General features: G+C 70.0%; 20 protein-coding genes, 2 tRNA genes and 1 pseudogene. 5 read left to right on the top strand and 18 right to left on the bottom strand.

What is annotated here, in order from left to right:
• Positions 1-21: 21 nt before the first annotated feature.
• The 9 genes from AWQ70_RS24125 to AWQ70_RS24085 form a co-directional block, all read right to left on the bottom strand.
• A complete protein-coding gene (locus AWQ70_RS24125; RefSeq protein WP_067179970.1) occupies positions 22-1068 on the bottom strand; it encodes a UDP-N-acetylmuramate dehydrogenase in 1047 nt (348 codons plus the stop codon).
• Between the two features lie 122 nt (positions 1069-1190).
• Positions 1191-1643 (bottom strand): hypothetical protein, encoded by a 453-nt coding sequence (locus AWQ70_RS24120; protein WP_067179968.1) that lies wholly within the window; start codon positions 1641-1643, stop codon positions 1191-1193.
• A 57-nt stretch (positions 1644-1700) separates the two neighbouring features.
• Positions 1701-2129, bottom strand: a complete 429-nt coding sequence (locus AWQ70_RS24115) for a MaoC family dehydratase (protein WP_067179964.1) — start codon at positions 2127-2129, stop codon at positions 1701-1703.
• A gap of 2 nt (positions 2130-2131) precedes the next feature.
• Positions 2132-2581, bottom strand: a complete 450-nt coding sequence (locus tag AWQ70_RS24110; RefSeq protein WP_067179961.1) for a MaoC family dehydratase N-terminal domain-containing protein — start codon at positions 2579-2581, stop codon at positions 2132-2134.
• Between the two features lie 624 nt (positions 2582-3205).
• Positions 3206-3370 (bottom strand): 50S ribosomal protein L33, encoded by a 165-nt coding sequence (rpmG, locus tag AWQ70_RS24105; RefSeq protein WP_030921771.1) that lies wholly within the window; start codon positions 3368-3370, stop codon positions 3206-3208.
• Between the two features lie 79 nt (positions 3371-3449).
• Positions 3450-3523: transfer RNA gene (locus AWQ70_RS24100), tRNA-Met, on the bottom strand.
• 208 nt (positions 3524-3731) lie between these two features.
• Positions 3732-3804, bottom strand: a tRNA-Thr gene (locus tag AWQ70_RS24095).
• 126 nt (positions 3805-3930) lie between these two features.
• Positions 3931-4401, bottom strand: a complete 471-nt coding sequence (locus AWQ70_RS24090) for a hypothetical protein (protein ID WP_067179959.1) — start codon at positions 4399-4401, stop codon at positions 3931-3933.
• A 240-nt stretch (positions 4402-4641) separates the two neighbouring features.
• Positions 4642-4836, bottom strand: a complete 195-nt coding sequence (locus tag AWQ70_RS24085) for a transposase (RefSeq protein WP_245647126.1) — start codon at positions 4834-4836, stop codon at positions 4642-4644.
• 153 nt (positions 4837-4989) lie between these two features.
• On the opposite strand from AWQ70_RS24085, the gene AWQ70_RS24080 reads away from it, so the two are divergent.
• Entirely contained in the window at positions 4990-5628 is a 639-nt protein-coding gene (locus AWQ70_RS24080; RefSeq protein WP_067179953.1) for a hemerythrin domain-containing protein, read from the top strand.
• 116 nt (positions 5629-5744) lie between these two features.
• On the opposite strand, the gene AWQ70_RS24075 is transcribed toward AWQ70_RS24080, so the two are convergent.
• The 5 genes from AWQ70_RS24075 to AWQ70_RS24055 form a co-directional block, all read right to left on the bottom strand.
• The gene (locus tag AWQ70_RS24075) at positions 5745-9236 is read right to left on the bottom strand and encodes an ATP-binding protein (RefSeq protein ID WP_084517742.1); all 3492 of its coding nucleotides are present in this window, start codon (positions 9234-9236) and stop codon (positions 5745-5747) included.
• A 10-nt stretch (positions 9237-9246) separates the two neighbouring features.
• Positions 9247-9753 (bottom strand): C40 family peptidase, encoded by a 507-nt coding sequence (locus AWQ70_RS24070; RefSeq protein WP_067179947.1) that lies wholly within the window; start codon positions 9751-9753, stop codon positions 9247-9249.
• Positions 9754-10024: 271 nt separating this feature from the next.
• Entirely contained in the window at positions 10025-10843 is an 819-nt protein-coding gene (locus AWQ70_RS24065; protein WP_067179943.1) for a carboxypeptidase-like regulatory domain-containing protein, read from the bottom strand.
• Positions 10844-11009: 166 nt separating this feature from the next.
• Positions 11010-11444 (bottom strand): VOC family protein, encoded by a 435-nt coding sequence (locus AWQ70_RS24060; RefSeq protein ID WP_067180059.1) that lies wholly within the window; start codon positions 11442-11444, stop codon positions 11010-11012.
• A gap of 14 nt (positions 11445-11458) precedes the next feature.
• Complete coding sequence (locus tag AWQ70_RS24055) at positions 11459-11878, bottom strand: helix-turn-helix domain-containing protein (protein ID WP_067179940.1); 420 nt, start codon at positions 11876-11878, stop codon at positions 11459-11461.
• Positions 11879-12021: 143 nt separating this feature from the next.
• Between AWQ70_RS24055 and AWQ70_RS24050 the strand changes: the two genes are divergently transcribed.
• On the top strand, positions 12022-12249 hold the full coding sequence (locus tag AWQ70_RS24050) for a hypothetical protein (RefSeq protein WP_067179937.1): 228 nt from the start codon (positions 12022-12024) through the stop codon (positions 12247-12249).
• A gap of 27 nt (positions 12250-12276) precedes the next feature.
• On the opposite strand, the gene AWQ70_RS24045 is transcribed toward AWQ70_RS24050, so the two are convergent.
• Both AWQ70_RS24045 and AWQ70_RS24040 read right to left on the bottom strand, forming a co-directional pair.
• Positions 12277-13152, bottom strand: a complete 876-nt coding sequence (locus tag AWQ70_RS24045) for a hypothetical protein (RefSeq protein WP_067179934.1) — start codon at positions 13150-13152, stop codon at positions 12277-12279.
• Between the two features lie 147 nt (positions 13153-13299).
• Complete coding sequence (locus AWQ70_RS24040) at positions 13300-13902, bottom strand: GNAT family N-acetyltransferase (protein ID WP_245647125.1); 603 nt, start codon at positions 13900-13902, stop codon at positions 13300-13302.
• A gap of 112 nt (positions 13903-14014) precedes the next feature.
• Here AWQ70_RS24040 and AWQ70_RS24035 point away from each other — a divergent pair, with 112 nt between their 5' ends.
• Complete coding sequence (locus AWQ70_RS24035) at positions 14015-14494, top strand: ATP-binding protein (RefSeq protein WP_067179931.1); 480 nt, start codon at positions 14015-14017, stop codon at positions 14492-14494.
• Between the two features lie 144 nt (positions 14495-14638).
• Here the strand turns inward: AWQ70_RS24035 and AWQ70_RS24030 are convergent, their stop codons facing one another.
• Positions 14639-15145, bottom strand: coding sequence for a GNAT family N-acetyltransferase (locus tag AWQ70_RS24030; protein ID WP_067179928.1), 507 nt, complete (start codon positions 15143-15145; stop codon positions 14639-14641).
• A 388-nt stretch (positions 15146-15533) separates the two neighbouring features.
• Positions 15534-16442 (bottom strand): Rossmann-fold NAD(P)-binding domain-containing protein, encoded by a 909-nt coding sequence (locus AWQ70_RS24025; RefSeq protein ID WP_067179925.1) that lies wholly within the window; start codon positions 16440-16442, stop codon positions 15534-15536.
• A gap of 676 nt (positions 16443-17118) precedes the next feature.
• On the opposite strand from AWQ70_RS24025, the gene AWQ70_RS39205 reads away from it, so the two are divergent.
• Positions 17119-17727 (top strand): hypothetical protein, encoded by a 609-nt coding sequence (locus AWQ70_RS39205; RefSeq protein WP_157530319.1) that lies wholly within the window; start codon positions 17119-17121, stop codon positions 17725-17727.
• A gap of 289 nt (positions 17728-18016) precedes the next feature.
• A pseudogene (locus tag AWQ70_RS41450) lies at positions 18017-19000 on the top strand (IS481 family transposase); the annotation flags it as partial.
• Between the last annotated feature and the right edge of the window lie 826 nt (positions 19001-19826).

The following is a 19826-nucleotide window of genomic DNA, read 5'->3' as shown; positions in this document are numbered from 1 at the left end:
CGGCTCTCGCCGATGGTGGGCTCAGTCCGCGAGGGACACGCCCACCATGACGGGCTCGTTCACGAGGGTGACGCCGAACTTCTCCCGTACGCCGTCCCGCACCTCCCTCGCCAGCGCCAGCAGCTCGTCCGCGCCCGCCTCGCCGGTCGGGTTCGTGAGGGCGAGCGTGTGCTTCGTCGAGATGCGCACCCGCCCCTTCTCGTACCCCTTGGGGAACCCGGCGTTCTCGATCAGCCAGGCCGCCGGGACCTTCACCGCGCCGCCCGGCATGTCCCATCGGGGGTGGCCCGGGGCACGGCGTTCGAGATCGGCCGCCGCCTCGGCGTCGAGCACCGGATTGGTGAAGAACGAGCCCGCGCTGCGCGTGTCCGGGTCCTCCGGGTCGAGCACCATGCCCTTGCCCCGGCGGAGGGCGAGCACCGCCTCCCGCGCCTCGGCGAGCGGCACCCGGTCCCCGATCTCCACGCCGAGCCGCACCGCCAACTCCTTGTACGCGACGGGGCCCGACAGGGGCGAACGGCTCAGCGAGTAGCTGACCGCCAGGACGACGTGCCGCCCCGGATCCCCCTTGAAGGCGCTGTGCCGGTAGGCGAACCCGCACCGCTCCGCGCTCAGCTCGACGATCTCGCCGGTCATCCGGTCGTAGGCGCGGACCCGCGTGACGGTCTGCGACACGTCCTGCCCGTACGCTCCGACGTTCTGGATGGGGGTGGACCCCACCAGGCCGGGGATCCCGGACAGGCACTCGATGCCGGCCAGCTCCTCGGCCACGCAGCGGGCGACCAGGGCGTCCCAGTCCTCCCCCGCCTGCGCGGTCACCCGGCCGTCGCCGTCGATCTCGACTCCGCTCGACGCCGCCCGGACGACCAGGCCGTCGAACCCGTCGTCGGAGACGACCAGGTTGCTGCCGCCGCCCAGGATCAGCACCGGCTCGCCGTTCCTGTCGGCGTCCGCCACGGCCTCGACGAGCTCGCCCTCGGATCGCGCCTCCACGAAGGCGCGCGCCCGGCCGCCCACCCGCAACGTCGTGTACGGCGCGAGCCGTACCCCTGCCAAACGGTCAGCCATGCGTGATCCTCAAGCGACGACGGAAGAGCTGCGACGGCCGCGGCGTGGTCCCGCCGCGGCACCGCCCCAGCCTACGGCCGGTCGGCGTCCCGCCGGGCGCGCCGGTCCGCCGCGGGCCCGGCTTACGCCTCCGCCTCCGCCTCGCCCGAGCCCGCGTCCGAGTCCTCGGCCGCGTTCTCGGCCGCGTTCTCGTGCGCCGCCTCGGCTATGGCCTGGTCGATCCGCGACGTGGCGCTGCTGCCGTCCCACAGGAGCTGGGAGGCGACCATCGACGGCTCTCCCGACGGCGTGAGGGCCGTCTCGATCGTCCCTCCCGGGTGGATGTCCGGCTCGGAGGCGTGCGCCGTCCGCCGGGACGCGTCGTCGGCGTTCCGCACCCTCTCCGGCGCGAGCGGCGGCCCTGACGCGCGCATGGCCCGCTCGGGCCGTCCGGGCGGTACGGCCTGAGCCTGGGCGCTCCCGGACGCGGGCGGCGCCTCCCGCCTCTCCTCCTGCTCGGTTTCGGTCGCCGGCTCGACGCCCGGGGCGGGCTCGCGCCCGCTCCCGTCGTCGCTCCGCTCACTCGATCGCGTCATGCGGGGACGCTTACCCCTGCGGTCCCCCGCAAACCCGGAGAGCGGGACGGGTCCGTGTCAGGAGAGCTGGACGACGGCGCGGGCCTTGGACAACACGCGGCTGTCGCCGGACTTCGCCGTGAGGACGACCACGACGCACTTGTCCTCGAGCTTCTCCTCGATGACGCCGCTGACCGTGATGACGGCGCCGTTGTCGTCGTCGGGGACGACCACCATGGACGAGAAGCGGACGCCGTAATCGACGACCGCGGCCGGGTCGCCCGCCCAGTCGGTCACGAAGCGGCCGCCCTGGGCCATCGTGAACATGCCGTGGGCGATGACGTCCGGCAGGCCCACCGACTTGGCGAACCGCTCGTTCCAGTGGATCGGGTTGAAGTCCCCGGACGCACCCGCGTACATCACCAGGTTCACCCGGCGTACGGGGTATTCGACGGCGGGGATCTCCTGCCCGGCCGTGACCTCGTCGTACTTGACCGTCGCAGCCATGGTTACGCCGCCCCTCCGCGCTCGACGATGACGTTGTAGGTCCGGCAGACGAGCTCGCCCTCGGGCGTCGTCACGTCGCTGCGGACGGTCAGGAACTCGTTGCGGCCCACGCTGCGGATCTCCGTGATCGTGGAGGTGCAGACGAGCCGGTCGCCCGCGTAGATGGGGCGCTGGTATTCGAAGCGCTGCTCGCCGTGGACGACCATGGCGTAGTTGAGCCCGAGCGCGGGGTCGGAGAGCGCCTCGCCCGCGCCGGCGAGGCTGAACACGATCGGGAAGGTCGGCGGTGCGACGACGTCAGGGTGCCCCGCGTCCGCGGCGGCCGCCCTGTCGGAGTAGATCGGGTTCGTGTCGCCGATCGCGTCGGCGAACTCCTTGATCTTTACGCGGCTGACCTCGTAGGGGGTGGGCGCGGTGTACGCCCGCCCGACGAAATCACGGTTCAAAGCCATCGGTGCCCGTGCTCCTTCGCGGCTACAGAGCTGAGAGGCCGACGGTAACAGAACAACCTTCGGCTGTTGTGGGTCGGGCTTTCGCCGTACGCCGGCCAGGACCAACGTTAGCCGGATCGACCCGTTGGATCATGTGTCGCCCCGCGCCAACGACGCCCACCACGGTTCTGTATCGAGACGACAAAGACGAGCCCTGCCGTACACCTCGACATGAGGCGTTCGGTCCCGCCGCGTTCGCCCTGAAAAGCGAGAAACCGGCGCTCCACTGGGGAACGCCGGTTACGCGTCTGATGGCCTGCCGTGACGAGACTCGACGACCGCTCGGCGGTCCGTCGGGGCCGCCCCACGTCGTCTCCCGGCACGCATCGGGCCGCTGCCGCGCACGCCGTACGCGCCTGTCGCCCCTGTTCGAGGGGTGGCGGCGGTTAAGCGCGTCTCGCGGTGCGCCTGGTGCGTCTTGCCCCGGTTACAGGGGCGGGTGGGCAGTACTTCTGAAAGTCCTGCCCCGACGCGGAGAGACGGCGGTTAGCGCGTCTCGCGGTGCGCCTGGTGCGTCTTGCCCCGGTTACAGGGGCGGGTGGGCAGTACTTCTGAAAGTCCTGCCCCGACGCGGAGAGACGGCGGTTAGCGCGTCTCGCGGTGCGCCTGGTGCGTCTTGCAGTTCGGGCAGTACTTCTTCAGCTCAAGCCGATCCGGGTCGTTGCGCCGGTTCTTCCGCGTGATGTAGTTGCGGTGCTTGCACTCCTGGCAGGCCAGCGTGATCTTCGGCCTAACGTCTGTGGCAGCCACGTGGGAGTGCCTTTCTACGTCTGGGACTACTGGACAACCCGAACTCGGTGTCCTGTGTGAGGGAAACCGAGCAGGGTAGTAGCGGAGGCCGGACTTGAACCGGCGACACAGCGATTATGAGCCGCTTGCTCTGCCTGACTGAGCTACTCCGCCTTGAACCGGCAAAATCGACCGGCCACGCAAGGATACCCGACCTGAACGGCTGTCGCGCACGCGCGTGCGGCCGTGATCGGGGCTCGAGCGCCTCCAGTGTGCCGTAACTCACGGGAGAAGCCCAAACCGTTTTGCGACGGGAAGAGAAATCCCCTCCCATCACGCCAAAAGACCCGCCCGAAAGGATCGAGCGGGACTTGTTAGCGAGAGCCCCCAAACGGAATCGAACCGTTGACCTTCTCCTTACCATGGAGACGCTCTGCCGACTGAGCTATAGGGGCGTGCCCGCCGCCGCTCTCGCGCTGCGGACAGGTGTAACCATACACGTCCCCGGCGGTTGATGCGAAATCAAAGTGCGACGGCGCATCGCCGCCGGAGAAAGGCCTCGAGGGCGACGTTCGCGGCGGCTAATCGGCCTCCGGGACGGGCAGGGCTCCCTTCAGGTCGGCCGTCTTCCTCTCGGACTCGGGCAGCTCCGCCTTGACCGCGTACCTGGTGAAATAGCCGTCGCCCTTGTACGGCGCGACGTTGCTGAGGGTGACGGTGGCGTCGTAGGGCCGGTCCTGGCACTGGGGAAGGCACCAGGTGCCGCTCAACCGTCCGACGCCGACCGCGCGACCCGGCCCCCAGGACTGCCAGCTCATGCCGTCGACGGTGCTGAACTCCGACAGCACGAGGGCCGGCGGGCGTTGGTCGCTTCTGCCGTTCTCGTCGCCGTACAGGTTGAGCACGTAGATCTGCGTCTCCTCGGCGGGAGCCGTACGGGCGGGCTGGCTCGCGCAGGCGGTGGCGAGGCACAGTGCGGCCAACGAAAGCGCGGCCGATGGGAGCGCGGTCAAGGAGAGTGCGACCGGGCGGAGCGCGGCGGGCAGGCGCATGGGTCCCCCTCGTCAGATCGGGATTCTCCGAGGTTAGAGGGGTCGCGCCCGGCGCGCCGGGAACTACGCGAGCCCGGCTCGGCGAACCACCGGAAACGCGGGCCGGCGAACCACCGGAAGCCGAGCGCGGCTGACTACCGGAAGCGCGGCCGCCGGACCGTCGAAAGCCCAGCACGGCGAACCGCCTGAAGCCCAGCGCGAACCGCTGGAAGCGCAGCTACCGGGAGCGCGGCCGGCGCACTACGAGAGGGCGGCCCGGCGGCCGTCGTCCCGCGCCGGTAGGGAGATCACTTCGCAAAGGTCGGCGAGGTCGACATGCCGGGCGACCTCCTCCACGGACCCGCAGTCGGCGACAGGCGTTCCGTCCCTGCACACCTGGAGCACCTGGCGGCCGTCGCGGATCGCGGGCACGATCTCGTAACCGTCAGGTCCCACCCATCGCCGTTCCATAGTCCGACAAACTATCGCTTCGCCCCGTCGATTTCGCACAACACCACTGGTCACAACAGTTCGGGCTTTAGTCCGGACCAAAGGAACGCCAAGTGACCCGGGGCACTCTCGGCGTGAAACCACGACCGAGGAGTTCCGATGACATCTCCAGCGACCGCGCCCGCGACCCCGAACGTGCTCGGGTTCCGTATCACCCACCGCGCCATGCGGGGCGACACCCGCCGCCTCGCCGAGCTGACCAGGGAGATCGCGGAGGGGCGGCAGCGGTGCGACGCGCGACGGGCCGCCGCGATCCGCGACTACGTCGTACGGCTCTGCGACGGCATCCACCACCACCACAGCGTCGAGGACGCGTCCCTCTGGCCCCTGCTCGTACGGTCCGCGGGCGCGGAGGTGGACCTCGGCGACCTGATCGAGGACCACTCCGCGCTGGACCCGATCCTGGACGAGATCCGCGCGGTCGCGGGGGAACCGGCCCGCGCCGCCGCACCACTCGCCCGGCTGGCCGATCTCCTCGACGAGCACATCGAGGAGGAGGAGCGGATGATCTTCCCCATCATCGAGCGGCATGTCTCCGTGGCGGACTGGAACGCCGTCGAGGAGGAGGCCAGGAAGGGCGGCAGCATCCGCTTCGAGCTGCCCAGGATCGAGCAGTACGCCCTGCCGTCGGAGCTGGCGGAGCTGCGCAGGATGGCGGGACCCGTTCTCGTGATGCTGCTCGCCATGCTGCGCGGAGGTCACCGGCGGCGGCAGCGGCTGATCTTCGGAACGCTCTGACGGCCGACCTCGCGGACGCCCGGACAGGCCGTCCGGCGGGCAATCCGACGGACCGCCCACCGAGACCGGACCACCCGGCAGACCGCCTGGTGGCTCGTCCCGCGTTCCGGCGCCGATCAGCCGTCGAGGGAGGCCAGCGCGCGCAGGGCCCGCTCCCGCCAGTGGGGGGAGCCGCTCCGGGCGGCCACCTCCGCGGCGACGGCGTAGTGTCCGGCGGCGGTGTCCCGGTCGCCGAGGAACTCGGCCAGTTCTCCGAGCGTGTGAGCGACCGGCCCCAGGGTGATCGAGCCGCTGTGCAGCCCTGCCAGCTCGTTCCGTGACGGGAGGAGCAGCCGGTGGCATTCCCGGGCCACATCACCGTCCCCGAGGGCGATCGCGTTGGCCGCCCGTATCGCCGTCATGATCTGCCAGTAGTAGTCCCGGCGGGGCGGCAGCGTGGCGGACCACGTCTCCCGGGCCTCGTCCAGGCGGCCCGCGGCGATCAGCGTCTGGGTGTACAGCTCGCCCACCTGGTCGGGGATCCGCTCCCACATCTCATGGATCTCGGCCAGCGACTCGTGCCCGCGTCCGGAGGACAGGCGCACCATCAGCCTGCCGAGCGCGCCGAACGCGACCGCGTTGGCGGCGCCCGCCTGCGCCATCTGTTCGGCGATGGAGCTGTACGCGGCCTCGGCCCGCTCGAACTCTCCGCCGACCAGGAGGTGCAGCGCGTCGAGCACGGCCAGGATGCCGAGCGCGAGCCCGAGCTGGCCGCTCGTGGAGAGCTCCACGGCCTGATCGGCGTGCCGCCGTGCCATGGCCCAGTCGGTACGGCCGAGCGCGACCATGCAGAGGGCGAAGTGGCCGAGCGTCTGATAGCCGAGCAGGCCGGCGGACGAGGACGCCTCAAGCAGGTCCCGGCCGAGCCGCTCCAGCTCGTCACGCCGCTCCGGCTGCACGCAGGCCCAGTAGCGGGCGTTCAGCGCCATGCACAGCAGCCTCGGGTCGCCGAGGTCGCGGGCGATCTCCAGCGCCTCGGCGCTCACCGCCTCGACGTACTCGGGGTCGTGCCCTTCGTACTGGTGGGCCAGCGTGACGAGGAACCGGCAGCGTGCCTCGCCCGGTTCGTCGGGCATCGCCTCGCGCGCCGCCCGCACAATGTCCTGGTCGATCCGGCGATCCGGCTGGATCGTCCAGATGACCGGCGCGTCGAACGCGGCCGCCGCGCGGGCGACGAGCGACGGGTCGCCGATCGCGCGGGCGAGCGCGAGCGCCTCGGCCCGCCTGGACAGGGCGGACACCACGTCGCCCGCGTGCGCCTTGGCGGAGACCAGACGGCACAGCGACTCCAGCCGTGTCCTGGCCGCCGCCCCGGCCTCGGGTCCGGCGCCGCCTCGGACGCCCGCGGCGGCCCCGGGCCCCGTGTCGCCGCCGATCCCGGAGAACGCGGCGGCCCCGGAGAACGCGGTGGCCCCGGAGAACGCGGTGGCCCCGGAGAACGCGGTGGCCCCGGAGAACGCGGCGGTCCCGGAGAACGACCCCGCGCCCACGCCCGTGCCGAGATCGAGCGCGTCCAGCGCGCCTTCGAGCAGCGCCGCCGCCTCCTTGTGGGCGTACAGGGCGGACGCCTGCTCCGCCGCCCTCGCGGCGTACTCCGCGGCCTTGGCCGCACTCGCCGCGCCCGCCGTGGTCGCCGCCGCGAGCGCGTGATGCGCGAGCGCGCCGACGTCCGCGGGCCTGACCCGCTCAAGCGCGGCGACGACCTTCCCGTGCAGGCGGGTACGGCGCAGCCGGGGGATGTCGCCGTACAGGGTCTCGCGGACGAGCACGTGGGCGAACCGCACCTGACCGGGCAACGGCTCGGTCAGCAGACCGGAGAGCACGCCCGCCTCCAGCCCGTCGAGCACGGTCTCCTCGTCAGCGCCGGACATCGCGATGATCACGTCGGCGTCGGCGTCCCGGCCGAGGACGGCGGCGTTGCGCAGCGTGGTCTGGGCGGTCGCGGGCAACCGCGCCACCCGCCTGCGGATCAGGTCTCGGACGCCGGGTGGCAGCGCGTGGACCGCCGACGGCCCGTCGACGGCGAGCAGCCGGGCGATCTCGGACACGAACAGCGGGTTTCCGCCGGTCCGCTCGATCACCGTCCGCACTGTGACGGTGTCGACGTCCATGCCGGAGCGCTCCCGGAGCAGCCGGGCCACGTCGTCGGCGCCGAGGCCGTCCAGCGTGACGTGCTCGGCCGCCTGTACGGCCAGCGCGGCCCCCGTCGCCGTCAGGTCGTCGCCCGCTTCGGAGGGCCGGTGGGTCAGCAGCACGAGGACGGCGGTCCTGGCCAGCCGCGCCGCCAGGTGGCGGAGCAGGCGCAGCGTCTCCTCGTCGGCGCGATGCGCGTCCTCGATCACGATCAGCAGCGGGCCGGGCACGCCGTCCAGGTACTCCCCCACGGCCTGGGCGAGCCAGAACTGGCCGACGACCTCGCGCGTGTCGTCCTCAAGGAGGGGCGCGAGCCGCGAGGCGGCCTCCGGAGCGGGTGGGAAGGCGGCGGCGAGGTGGCGCAGGACCTCGCTCCACGCCCACGCGGGCGGGACGCCGCCGTCGGTCTCCGGGCATCTGCCCACCGCCGTCCGCCAGCCCTCGGCGGCGAGCGCGCCCGCCAGGGCGTCGGCCAACGTGCTCTTGCCCGATCCCGCGTCGCCGCCGAGCCAGGCCACCCGGAGGCCGTTCATCGCCCGGCCAGCGGCCGACATCAGGCGGGCGAGCTCCGCGGTACGGCCGATCATTCGGGCGGCCTCCTGGACCGCGGGGACGACGGCCGGCGCGGGGCCCGCCGGTGACAGGACGGCGCGCGCGGCGAGCGGGGCCGGGGTGAGGGAGTCGGCCTGGGCGAGGATGTCGGCCTCCAGGCCGCGCAGCTCCGGGCCGGGGTCCACGCCCAGTTCCTCGGCCAGGGTCTCCCGCGTGCGGCGGATCACGGCCAGCGCCTCGCCCTGCCTCCCCGACCGGTAGAGGGCGAGCGCGAGCAGGCGTACGCCGTTCTCGCGGAGCGGGTGCGCGCGGACGTGGCGTTCCAGCACGGGCACGATCTCCGCGTGGCGGCCGAGGGTGAGCGCCGCCTCGGCGCGATAGTCGACGGCGACGGCGCGAAGCTCGTCGAGCCGGGCCGCCTCGGGGGCAGCCCACACCTCGTCGGCGAACTCGGCGAAGGCCGGTCCGTTCCAGAGCGCGAGCGCCTCGTCGATCGTCGTCATGGCCTCGTCCGGCCGTCCGGCGTGGAGCGCCGCCACCGCGGCGTCGAGCCGCCGCGGAAACCCCCAGGCGTCCACGGCGTCGGCGTCGAGGGCGAGCCGGTAGCCGGGCGGGGCGCTCACCAGCACGCGGGCCGGCGCGCGGCGGGCGCGGTCGGGCTCGAGGATCCGGCGCAGGTTGGAGACGTAGACCTGGAGCGCGGCCAGGGCGCGGGGCGGCGGTTGTCCCTGCCAGAGGTCCTCGATGAAGCCGTCGGTGGAGACGATGTGCCCCTGGGCGCAGACGAGCCTGGCGACGACGGCGCGCTGCCGCGAGGTCCCGAGATTGGCGGGGCGTCCCGCCACTTCTGCGCGGCACTGCCCGAGAACGGCCAATCTCACCATGGACGTCCAATCATGCCGGATAGTGATAGAAGCCGAGCAGGTCGTCCACCGCGTCGATGTCGTCGATCCGCGTCGTCGTGCCGGTGGCGAAGGCGTTGATCATCTTGCCGGCGCCGATGTAGACGCCGACGTGGTGGGTCTTCGCGCGGGTGCCGTAGAACACGAGGTCGCCGGGCCGCGGCGTACGCACCTTGCGCATCCTGCGGACGTGGTCGTCGGTGTTGCCCCGCCCCAGCACGTCGTCACCGAAGGCGAGCCGGTACATCCAGCGGGTGAACCCGGAACAGTCCAGGCCCACGGTGCGCCGCGCCGGGCAGGGCCGTACGGACCCGGTGTAGCCGCGGCAGGTCCCCTTGGACGGGCCGGGCCGCGTCCCGTGACCGCCTCCCCAGGAGTACGGGATGCCCTGGGAGGCGTAGGCATGGCGTACGACCCCGACGAGCTCGTCGGCACGGGGGATCGATCCGGCGAGCAGGAAGAGCATGGCCGCCACGGCCGCGAGGCGCCCCCAACGCATGGAGCGACGATAGCTTTCCTCCCGATTTGCCGCAGCCATCTTTCCCGATAGATCGCAATAGCACGTCGGCTTCGGGAGCGGGATCCACAGTTGCTTCGGCACTGTCCTGGCCCGCCTGGAGACCGGGATCGCGCTCACCGGGCTCATCCGGAGGCTCCGGGACCCGCGCCTCGTCGTGGACCCGCCCCCGTACCGGCCGAACCCGCGCCTGCGCGGCCCCGAGCACCTGTTCGTCGAACGCGGGAGCGCGGCCGAGGTCGCCTGACACGGATCAGAGGGAGAGTTCCAGCTCGATCCGGTAGATGCCGGTCATGACGCTCGTGAAGTCGGCGACGACCTCTCGCGCGTACTCCTCATCACCGCGCGACCTGACGCGGAGCTGACGGTCCTCATAGGACGCCGTGATCCGATAACGACCGATCGGCACGCTCGGCAGACCCGACCCGTCCGGTGTGCGCTCCGCCCGCGCCGTGATGGTCCGGCCCGTGGAGCCGTCGATCAACGGCCCCTGCGGGGTCAGCGTGAGGGTGACCTTCTCGTCCTCCAGGAAGACCTCCGGGTTCCCGGGGTCGGCGGCGTTCAGGTAGAACAGCACCGCACCGCCGTAGTGACCGCGGTCGCCGGGTTTCGTCCCCGCGAGCCTCCACGTGAAGTTCCTGATCGCCCCCTCCGGCCCCGCGTAGGGGTTGTCGTCGTCGGGCTCCAGGTCCATGACGTACTCCCGGCCGTCGAGCCGCCGGGTCACCGTGCCCGTCGCGTGGAAGGTGAACGAGCCGGGGGTCTCCACCCGGTAGAACCCGTCGGCGTCGGTCGGGACGATGAGGTTGCTGTTGTACACCATCTGGTTGTCCGCGGCGATGAGCGCGCCCGCGACCGGCCCGCCCTCCGCGTCGACCACCCGCCCCTTGAGCACTCCCGGCTCGATCTCACCGCTTCCCGCCCGGCGCCCTGTCGCGTGGTCGTCCGTACGGCGGGCCGAGGCGTCGCCGTTCCGGCTCGCGCCTCGCCCGTCGTCGTCCGTCGGCACCGCGACCATCCCGCACCCGCCCAGCGTCATCAGCAGCACCCCTGCCGCCAGCAGCCTTCCCATGCGCGGCACGCTAGGCGGGTTCTCTTGTCGATCACTTGGAGGTCCCTGCAGTGCCGTCCGAGATCTCACGACCTCCCGGCCGGGAACGCGGCGTCGCGTCCCGCCGTGGACCACAGGCCGAGGGCATGGTCGTGAACCCGTGGGACCGCGGTTCCCGGGCCGTGCTTCAGCAGCCCGGGGTGGGCGCCTGGGGTTCCGGGGCCGGCTGCGTGATCCGGATCGCGTTGCCGAACGGATCCCGGAGCGCGCAGTCGGTGCCGTAGAAGTGCTCGGTCGGCTCCTGGGTGAACTCGACGCCCTTGGCGCGCAACGACTCGTAGGTCTTGCGGCAGTCGTCCGTACTGAAGATGAGCAGGCCGATCGCCCCCTTGGCGACCAGTTCCCTGACCTGCCCGGCCGTCGCCTCGTCCAGTGCCGGCGGGCCCGGCCTCTCCAGGAGGATCTGACGGTCGGGCTGGCCGGGCACGTTGACGGTCAGCCAGCGCATGAACCCCATATCGGCGTCGATGTGGACCTCCAGACCGAGGGTGCCGACGTAGAAGTCGAGGGCCTCGTCCTGGTCGAAGACGTAGATGTGCGAGTGCGTGAGTGATTTCACCATGCACGCCACGCTAGTCAGCCACGGCCGTCCGGAGCTTCTCCGAAACTGCTCGGCCGGGTCCAGGACATCGTGAAACACGTCGGCGCCGCCGGAAGACGGCCGCGGCGCCGGTGCGCGGTCGGGGACTCCCCCACGATGGCGCGGAACGTCCGGCTGAACGTCCCCAGGCTGGCGAACCCGACGTCGAAGCAGATCCGCGTCACGGAACGGTCGGTCTGGCGCAGCAGGAACATCGCGCGTTCGACCCGGCGCCGCTGGAGATAGCGGTGCGGGGTCTCGCCGAACGTCGCCCGGAACGTCCTGATGAAGTGGGCCTCCGAGACATGGGCGATCCGGGCGAGTGCCGGGACGTCGAGCGGCTGCGCGTAGGCCCGGTCCATGGCGTCGCGGGCGCGGAGCATCCGCCGGTTGGACTCCTCCACCGCTCGGCTCATCGGCCCGCCTCACCCTCCGCCGTCATCGCGCGCTTCACGGTACCCGCCCGCATCGCTCTCTCCCGGTGCCGTGGCGGGATTGCCCCGACCGCCGCCCCGCTGCTGTGCTGGAGGACCTCTGCAGAACGACATGTGAGGCATCCATGGACGTACTGGTGGACCGGGAGATCGTCTACGGGCCGAGTGGCAAGGCCCTCGACGTCTATCGCCCCGACACGCCTTCCACGCTGCCCGCCGTACTCCTCTGGCACGGCAGAGGCCCGGACGAACGGGACATCCTCGCACCGCTGGCCCGCGCGCCCGACTGGCGTTCCGCCGCCCGCCTCATCGCCGAAGCCGCCGCCTCGTACCGTCAAGGGCCGGACGCCTGAACCGGTGCGAGCCCGGGAGCGGCGGGCTCAACCTCGGTGGAGGCTCCGGCGGCGGAGCAGGAGCCCGGTGGCGGCGGCGAGCGTGAGCACCGTGCCGATCAATACGATCATCCGCCCGTCGGGACCGGCCTCACCGCCGCCACCGGTCGCGGCGCCGCCCACCGGGGTCTTCATCCGCTCGTCGGGGACTTCCTCGACGGATGCCGTGACGGTCGCCGTGACCGTGTGGGTCGGCAGGCTGCTCGCGGTCGGTGTGGGGCTCGGTGTGCCGCTGGGGCTCGGTGTGCCGCTGGGGCTCGGGCTCGGCGTCGTACTCGGATCGGCCTGCTGACCGCCCGCTGAGGCGACGGTGAGGGTGTACGTCCTCAACGCGTCGGCGTTCGCCACCTCGCATTCGATCGTCCGTTCGTCCGGTTTGGGCCCGAAGTTGATGGCGGCGGGCTTGACCGTGGCCGTGCCCGCGTTCTTGGACTTGGTCTTGAGCGAGACCGTGGCCTGCGGCAGGGGGAGGATCTCGCCGGGGCTGAGCGCGGCCAGTTCAGCCACTCCGGTCGCGGAACTCACCTGGTCGATCCCGCTGATGGACGCGTACGCGTACAGCTTGATGCCACCGGCCGGCACCGTCGCCGGCACTCTCAGGGCGGTGGCGTCGTCGGCGTAGGTTCCGTGCCAGCCGATGCTCATCTGCGTACCCGCCGTGGCGTCGGTCGGCATCGTCATCTCGATCTTGACCTTGATCTGCTGCTTCTCGGTCGCGCCCTTGGTGGCGCATTCGTAGTCGACGACGTCCGTGACAGCGGCGAGCGCGTCCTGTCGCGCCTCGGGTACGGCGGCGGCCTGGGCCGGCCAGAACAGGATCAGGCCGCCCGCCACGACGACCGAGAGAACCGAGCGGATGCGCAAAACATCTCCTGTTGCGACAGAGGGGTACAGGAAAGACGAAGCGCGAGGCCATCCGGTTGACACCGATGTGAGCGGCTTTCGCCCAACAGGCGCCGAGAGATCGGCGGCTGTCCGCTGTCGCGAAGGGCACGCGGCCCACCAGGGGTCTCAGCGGACGGGCCGGCCCGGATGGGGGTCGGCGGAAACCATGCCGGCCATGGCGTCGGTGATCGCCCACCGTTCGTGATCCCGCCAGGCGCCGTCGATGAACAGCAGATCGGGCGAACATCCCTCGTAGCGGAAACCGTGGCGTTGGACCAGCCTTTTGGAGGCGTGGTTCTCGGGCTGGATCTGGGCCTCCAACCGGTGGAGGCGCAACCGCTCGAACGCGTGGCGCAGCACCAGGCCGAGACCTTCGGACATGTACCCCCGGCCGGCGGTGGGGGCGAACGCCGCGTAGCCGAGAGAGCCGTTCTGGAAGCGTCCCCGGATGATGCTGTTGATATTGATCACGCCCGCCATGGCGCCCGTGTCTTGTACGCGGACGAGCAGGCACTGGGCGGACTCCGGATCGTCGAACCGCCTGACGTACGCCTGGAACTCCTCCGGCGTGGCGGGCAGGGACATCCACGGGTGGTGAAGGTCGACGCTCGCGCGGACCAGCCTGACGAACTCGTCCTGGTCACCGCCGCTGATCGGACGCAAGAAGACGCGGGAGGAACCGATCGCCGCCGTCTGCCGGGTCTCTTCAGGATCGCCCTCGTGGATCACCGACCAGAGGCTAGCAGGCGCGACATATCCCGCTTTTCGCTGGATGTTGCGGCACGCATCGGGCTTCCTCGGACGTGAAGGTGCTCCAGCCGATCGCGTTTATGGTGATGCCATGCCCAAGGTCTTGATCACCGGAATGTCGGGGACCGGCAAATCAACCGCTCTGCAGATCTTGGCCTCACGGGGACACCGGGTGGTGGACACGGACTACGGACATTGGAGCCACTGGATCACGCTGCCGGACGGGTCGTCGGACTGGGTGTGGCGGGAGGAGGCGATGACCGGCCTACTCGCCGGCCACAAGGACGGCGGCTTGTTCGTGGCCGGCTGCAAGAGCAACCAGGGGACGTTCTATCCGCAGTTCGACCACGTCGTGTTGCTGAGCGCGCCGGCCGACGTGCTGCTCGCCCGGGTCATGGCACGAACCAACAATCCGTACGGCAAGCGGCCGGAGGAACGGGACGCCATCCTGGAGGACCTACGCGTTGTCGAGCCGCTGCTGCGAGCCACCGCGACCATGGAAATCGACACGCGCGCTCCGATAGAGCACGTCGTCCGGCAACTCGACGCGCTCGTCCAGCCGCGCCCCTGACTCCCACGGCCACGAACGACCCTTCCACGCGTCCTGTTGCCGCCGCCCCACGTAATTCGGCGAGAAATTCGCCCAGCGACTCCGTGATGAGGACGGCGCTGTCGATCCTCGCGTGTTCGTCACCCCTGGGATCGGCTCTCGGCTCTATGTCGCCTTGGCGGCCTGAACGGCGACTGGAACCTGCCGAACATAGAGGCGGAATCCCTCCGCTTCCGGCTCGAATCCCAACGAGGTGTAGAGCCGATGAGCACCATCGGTGGCAGGGCGCTTGTGGGACAGGAGCTGGACCTTGTTGCATCCGGCCGATCGAGCGTCGCCGAGGAGTCGACGCATGATGGCGGTGGCCACGCCTTTGCGGCGATGACCGGCAGCCACCACGACGGCCTCGACGAACGCGGTGGGGGCACAACCGTACGTCAGGTTGGGCATCGTCACCAGCGTTGCCGTCCCGACCACCTGATCGTCGACCTCAGCGAGATAGACAGTGAGTCCGCTGGATCGCATCATCTGTTGCCAAGTCAGCCGCGCCAGATCCGAAACCTCGTGGGGAGAGTCACCGTCAGGGGCGCGTTCGGCGGCATATACCTGCAGGACCGCGACCAGATCATCCGGACGGGCGGTTCGAACGGCGCACACAGCGGCAGCATCCATCACGCGATCAGCATGACCGTCTCGAGCAGCCCGTCGCCACCAGAGCAGCGCCCTCGACGCGAAGGGCCCCGGGGTGGCCGAACGGGCGGTGGACCTCCTCCTACATGTACGCCAATGGCCTCGACGGCCATCAGGAGGTCGCCAATCAGCGAATCACCGACGCCTTGACCACCAGGGCGCGTATCTGGTTGCGATCAAGGGGTGGTCCGGTGAGGTCTCTGATCCAGACCATCGCGGCGCGTAGGTGGAGGCCGGACTTCGATCTCACCGAGACCGCCGTACAGGGGCGCCGGGCCGTGCGCCCTCGGCTCCCTGGGCGACGGGTTCGGCGCCCACGCCGCGTACCCGCCGATGCCCGCGCGCTGATCGCTCGTCGTCGGCGGGATCGTCAGCTCCAGCTCGCGTACTTGAGGACCGTCGAGAGGCCCTGCGTGTTCCACTGATCCACGAACAGGATCTTGGACTTGGGCAGGTACCACTCGCGCTGGGTGAAGCGGCCCTTCACCTTGCCGCTGTTCCGGGCGACGCAGTCGGCTGACCAGGCGCGATAGTACGCCTTGTGCCCTGGGCCGATCTGGCGCAGCCCCTTGGCCGCGAGCGTCATCTCGCCGGCCGAGAGGTTCGCGTCGTACACGCAGGGGCCGACGTCGGTGGCCGGATAGAACGGGGCGTCCGGCGTGTACGCCTGGAACACCTCGTGCCCTATCTCGATCGCGCTCGGGCCCAGCACCCAGAAGCTGCGGCAACCGGAGTCACGGAACCCGAAGACCTCGTCGTTGACGGTCGGGCACGAACCGGTCACCACGCGGGTCCAGTCCTTGCTGATCTTGTAGACCTTCCAGGACTCGGGGATGATCAGGCTCAATCCGGCACGCAGCCGGAGAGTCTTGGTGTCGGACGCGGAAGGTGTGGCGGAAGCGGCGGCCGGAGTCACCAGGACAACGAGGCCGGCTACCACAGCGGTGATCGTCTTCTTCATCATGGCGCGATCGTAAGATCGCGTGGTTGTAAATGACTTGCCGGACATATGAGGCGTCCTTCTCGCGGTGTACCGCCTCCATGGGCTGGGCCGATGAAGCTTCGACTGGATGTAGCCGCGACCGGGGAAGTAAGCGTGTTCCTCTCGCAGGTCGTTCAGGTCGAGAGTGGTCGTCAAGCGGCGGAAGGCGTCGGACGGCATCGTCACCAGCCGCGGTGCCTGCCCCTGCTTGATGGAGCCCAGCAGCCTGCCGGTCAGGGCGAAGTGGCCCAGGTGGTTGGCGGCGAACCGGCTCTCGTAGCTCTGCAGGGTCAGCATGAGGGGGCTCGTTGGCCATACCCGCGTTGTTGGGGAGACAGATAGCAGCTCAGGGTGGCATCTGGCTGCACGGGCCGGGAAGCAAAAGAGCCCCGGAGGGACTCTGAGCTGCCGTTATGGCTGGTGGCAGGCCCAGGGCTCGAACCTGGGCAGGCTGAGCCGACGGTTTTACAGCGCGTGACCTTTCATGGTTCTCAGGTACTCCTGACCTGCGGCGCAGTCTTACTCTCCTGCCGCATTCGGCAAGATCATTGCACGCATATTGCACGGCGAGACAATCAAGCTCCGGCCCGTGCGGCCTCGCACATTCCTCCCCGTCCGCGCATCCCGCATGCCGTCGACCCATCGCGAAGCGGCAGCGGGCCGGCGACGGAGGTACAAGCCCGTCTTCGTGTGTACGTCAGCCGGTCGCCGTTCCTCGGCCATCGGACGCCAACGGCCATAGACGGGCTTGAGCCGGAGGAGCTGGTCTGCTGGGCTCTGCCTGGGTCGATGGCAGGAGGGATGCGCGGGCTCCACACCAGCCACCTACTGCCCGCACTCTCCAGCTCGGCGCCATCCCGGAGCCGGAGCGCCCCCGGATACTGGCCCTGGCGTTCCATTGGGAACTATGCGACATCTGTGATCGTTACCGGCTCATCACCCTGCGGGAAGGTTTAGGCGTCGAGAGGCGCGCATGGCGACAATTGAGAGTTACCTAAGGCAGTTGGGTCACAGTCTCGTTGAGCTGATCGGCTACGTGCCGATTTGGGTTGTTCCACTGCTAGGACTGGCTGCATTCTTGGTCGTAACCAACGACAAGAGGCGGGCCAGTCAGAGTGCACGAATAGAGAGCGCTGCTGTTGTCGTCGCCACACTTGGTGTTGCTGTGGCCTTGTATCAAGTGCAGCACGAGGACGACCGGGAAGATGCTGCGTTCGTTGAGCGAGTGTCTGCTCTTTCCTACGCTACGAAAACGGGCACCGAGATCAAGGTGCGCAATACCAACACAGCTGACGCTCAGGTGGTGATCCTGATTCGCGCGGCGGAGGGCGATGATCACCCGAACTTGCGTGTGTGGGTTCCACCCTGCAACGAAGCCTCGGTGGAGACCAACACGATCACTGGCCCCTGGACGATCCTTGTAGAGAAGGGCGGCGATCAGTGGATCCCGGGCGCCGATCCACACAGGGCGTCGCTGGATGTCTACAGAACCTACGGGAAATCTGGAGGGTACGGGCGCTTCGAGATCTGGGCGAGTCCGGGCAAGAGCAGGCTAGCTCGCATCGACGGTTGCACTGGCTAAGACGTCGCGAGGATCGCTGTGCGGATCAAGCTGCCGGCGGCCGGGACCGGCCCCCAGGCCGCATGCCCGGCCGCCGAGCGGGCGTAGGGCCGCGAGGCGGCGCGCAGCGCCGCCCTTGATCCTTACAAGAACGATTCGGCAAGTGACCGACTGTCCTGTCTGTCCTGTCCCGGGACATGCTTGACACATCAGTCCCAGGACATGTTTGACAGGTGCCGTTGTCGGCCGATCTTTCGTGCGTCGTTTGCGGATGGCGCGCGTCAGGAGGCCGGGATTGGCCCTGGTCGATTTGTCCGTTGTCGAGCAGCGTTATCAGGCAGTTCTCGCGGTCCTCGCCGGTGCGAGCGTGACCGAGACCGCCACCCGAATCGGGGTATCACGCCAGACATTGCATTCCTGGATGCGGCGTTATCGAGAATCCGGCCTGGCCGGGTTGGCCGACCGTTCCCGCCGTCCGGTCTCCTCACCGTCCCAGCTGTCGGCGGAGGTGGAAGCGGTGGTGTGCGAGCTGCGCCGTGAGCATCCCCGGTGGGGTCCGGTCCGGCTGGTGCACGAGGCCAAGAAGCGCGGGATCGAGCCTGTCCCCTCTCGGATGGGGGTGTATCGGGCGCTGGTGCGTCACGGCCTGGTCCAGCCTCAGCAGCGGCGTAAACGCCGTGAGGACTACCTGCGGTGGGAACGCGATACTCCCATGCAGCTGTGGCAGATGGACATCGTCGGCGGCGTGTTCCTGGCTGACGGCAGCGAGGCGAAGGTCGTCACCGGGATCGACGACCATTCCCGGTATTGCGTGATCGCCTCTGTGGTGGCCCGTCCCACCGGGCGTGCGGTGTGCCTGGCCTTCGCGGCGGCGCTGCGCGCGTTCGGGGTGCCGGATGAGGTGCTCACCGACAACGGCAAGCAGTTCACCGATCGGTTCGGCAAGGGCGGGGAGGTGCTGTTCGATCGGATCTGCCGCGATAACGGCATCACTCATCGGTTGACCGAGCCACGCTCTCCGACCACGACCGGGAAGGTTGAGCGGTTTCATCAGACGCTGCGTCGCGAGCTGCTGGACGATGCGGTGCCGTTTGAGGACCTGGAGGCGGCGCAGGCCGCGGTGGATGCCTGGGTGGCCGAATACAACACTCAGCGTCCGCACCAGGCGATCGGGATGGCCTATCCCGCGGATCGGTTCGTCCCCAAGACCGGCCCCCAGGAGGATCTGCTGCCGTTGCGGCTGCCCGCGACGTTGACGGCCGTGAACGGGCAGGTCATCGCCCAGCCGGAACCGGCAGCCTCACCGGATACGGAGCAGCGGGCCGGACAGGCCGTCGCCGAGGGGGACGGGCAGGCTCGCCGGGTGGTCGCCGAAGGGCCGGTCCGGGCATGGTCGGGTGGGCCGGTGGAGTTCGAGCGGGTCGTGCCCGCCAGTGGAAACATGTTCGTGGCGGGGCGCCAGTTCTGGCTCGGTCCGGATCGGGCCGGGGTGCGAGTGACGTTCTGGGCCGACACCGACGTGGTCCATCTGCTGGTCGCCGGGGTCCGCTTGAAGAGCTTCCGTTCGCACCTGTCGAACGCGGACCTGGCCAAGCTGGCCGCGAACGGGGGACGTGCGGCCGGTCCGGCACCGCTGCCGGCTGCCGAGTCCGGCAGTGCGGTGGAGGTGGACCGGACCGTCAGCCGAGCGGGCACGGTCAGCTTGGCGGGACGTATCGTGCTGGCGGCTGAGATCCTGGGCGGCCGGCGTGTGAGCGTCCGGATCGAGGAACACACGCTGATGTTCTTCGACCCCACCACCCGTGAGCTGCTGCGCACTCGCCCGAACCCGATCGGCTGGGACCGGGTGCGGCATCTGCGGGACGCCCGACCGGCCGGGCCGCCGCCCCGGCCCTCGGTTGAGCCGATCACCGTGCAGCGAGTCGCCAGCAACAGCGGGGTCATCATGGTCGCCGGGCAGAAGGTCGCCCTCGGCCGTCTGCACGCCCGCGCGGTGGTCACCGTGCATGTCAGCGAGACCACGCTGACCATCGAACTGCCCGACGACGCCCGAGTGGTTCGCCGCACCACGACTCAGCCCGTCCGCAGTATCAAAGCGGCCCGGCCCCGCAAGGCCGGTC

This window comes from Microtetraspora niveoalba, assembly GCF_001570405.1.
Lineage (GTDB): Bacteria > Actinomycetota > Actinomycetes > Streptosporangiales > Streptosporangiaceae > Microtetraspora > Microtetraspora niveoalba.
Note: the sequence above shows the minus strand (reverse complement) of the source record. Positions and strands in the feature narration are given on the sequence as shown.

Excerpts from the sequence above, each read along its gene's own strand:
- AWQ70_RS24125 (WP_067179970.1), bottom strand. The coding sequence starts at position 1,068 with ATGGCTGACCGTTTGGCAGGGGTACGGCTCGCGCCGTACACGACGTTG.
- AWQ70_RS24120 (WP_067179968.1), bottom strand. The coding sequence starts at position 1,643 with ATGACGCGATCGAGTGAGCGGAGCGACGACGGGAGCGGGCGCGAGCCC.
- AWQ70_RS24115 (WP_067179964.1), bottom strand. The coding sequence starts at position 2,129 with ATGGCTGCGACGGTCAAGTACGACGAGGTCACGGCCGGGCAGGAGATC.
- AWQ70_RS24110 (WP_067179961.1), bottom strand. The coding sequence starts at position 2,581 with ATGGCTTTGAACCGTGATTTCGTCGGGCGGGCGTACACCGCGCCCACC.
- AWQ70_RS24090 (WP_067179959.1), bottom strand. The coding sequence starts at position 4,401 with ATGCGCCTGCCCGCCGCGCTCCGCCCGGTCGCACTCTCCTTGACCGCG.
- AWQ70_RS24080 (WP_067179953.1), top strand. The coding sequence starts at position 4,990 with ATGACATCTCCAGCGACCGCGCCCGCGACCCCGAACGTGCTCGGGTTC.
- AWQ70_RS24075 (WP_084517742.1), bottom strand. The coding sequence starts at position 9,236 with ATGGTGAGATTGGCCGTTCTCGGGCAGTGCCGCGCAGAAGTGGCGGGA.
- AWQ70_RS24070 (WP_067179947.1), bottom strand. The coding sequence starts at position 9,753 with ATGCGTTGGGGGCGCCTCGCGGCCGTGGCGGCCATGCTCTTCCTGCTC.
- AWQ70_RS24065 (WP_067179943.1), bottom strand. The coding sequence starts at position 10,843 with ATGGGAAGGCTGCTGGCGGCAGGGGTGCTGCTGATGACGCTGGGCGGG.
- AWQ70_RS24060 (WP_067180059.1), bottom strand. The coding sequence starts at position 11,444 with ATGGTGAAATCACTCACGCACTCGCACATCTACGTCTTCGACCAGGAC.
- AWQ70_RS24055 (WP_067179940.1), bottom strand. The coding sequence starts at position 11,878 with ATGAGCCGAGCGGTGGAGGAGTCCAACCGGCGGATGCTCCGCGCCCGC.
- AWQ70_RS24050 (WP_067179937.1), top strand. The coding sequence starts at position 12,022 with ATGGACGTACTGGTGGACCGGGAGATCGTCTACGGGCCGAGTGGCAAG.
- AWQ70_RS24035 (WP_067179931.1), top strand. The coding sequence starts at position 14,015 with ATGCCCAAGGTCTTGATCACCGGAATGTCGGGGACCGGCAAATCAACC.
- AWQ70_RS24030 (WP_067179928.1), bottom strand. The coding sequence starts at position 15,145 with ATGGATGCTGCCGCTGTGTGCGCCGTTCGAACCGCCCGTCCGGATGAT.
- AWQ70_RS24025 (WP_067179925.1), bottom strand. The coding sequence starts at position 16,442 with ATGCTGACCCTGCAGAGCTACGAGAGCCGGTTCGCCGCCAACCACCTG.
- AWQ70_RS39205 (WP_157530319.1), top strand. The coding sequence starts at position 17,119 with ATGGCGACAATTGAGAGTTACCTAAGGCAGTTGGGTCACAGTCTCGTT.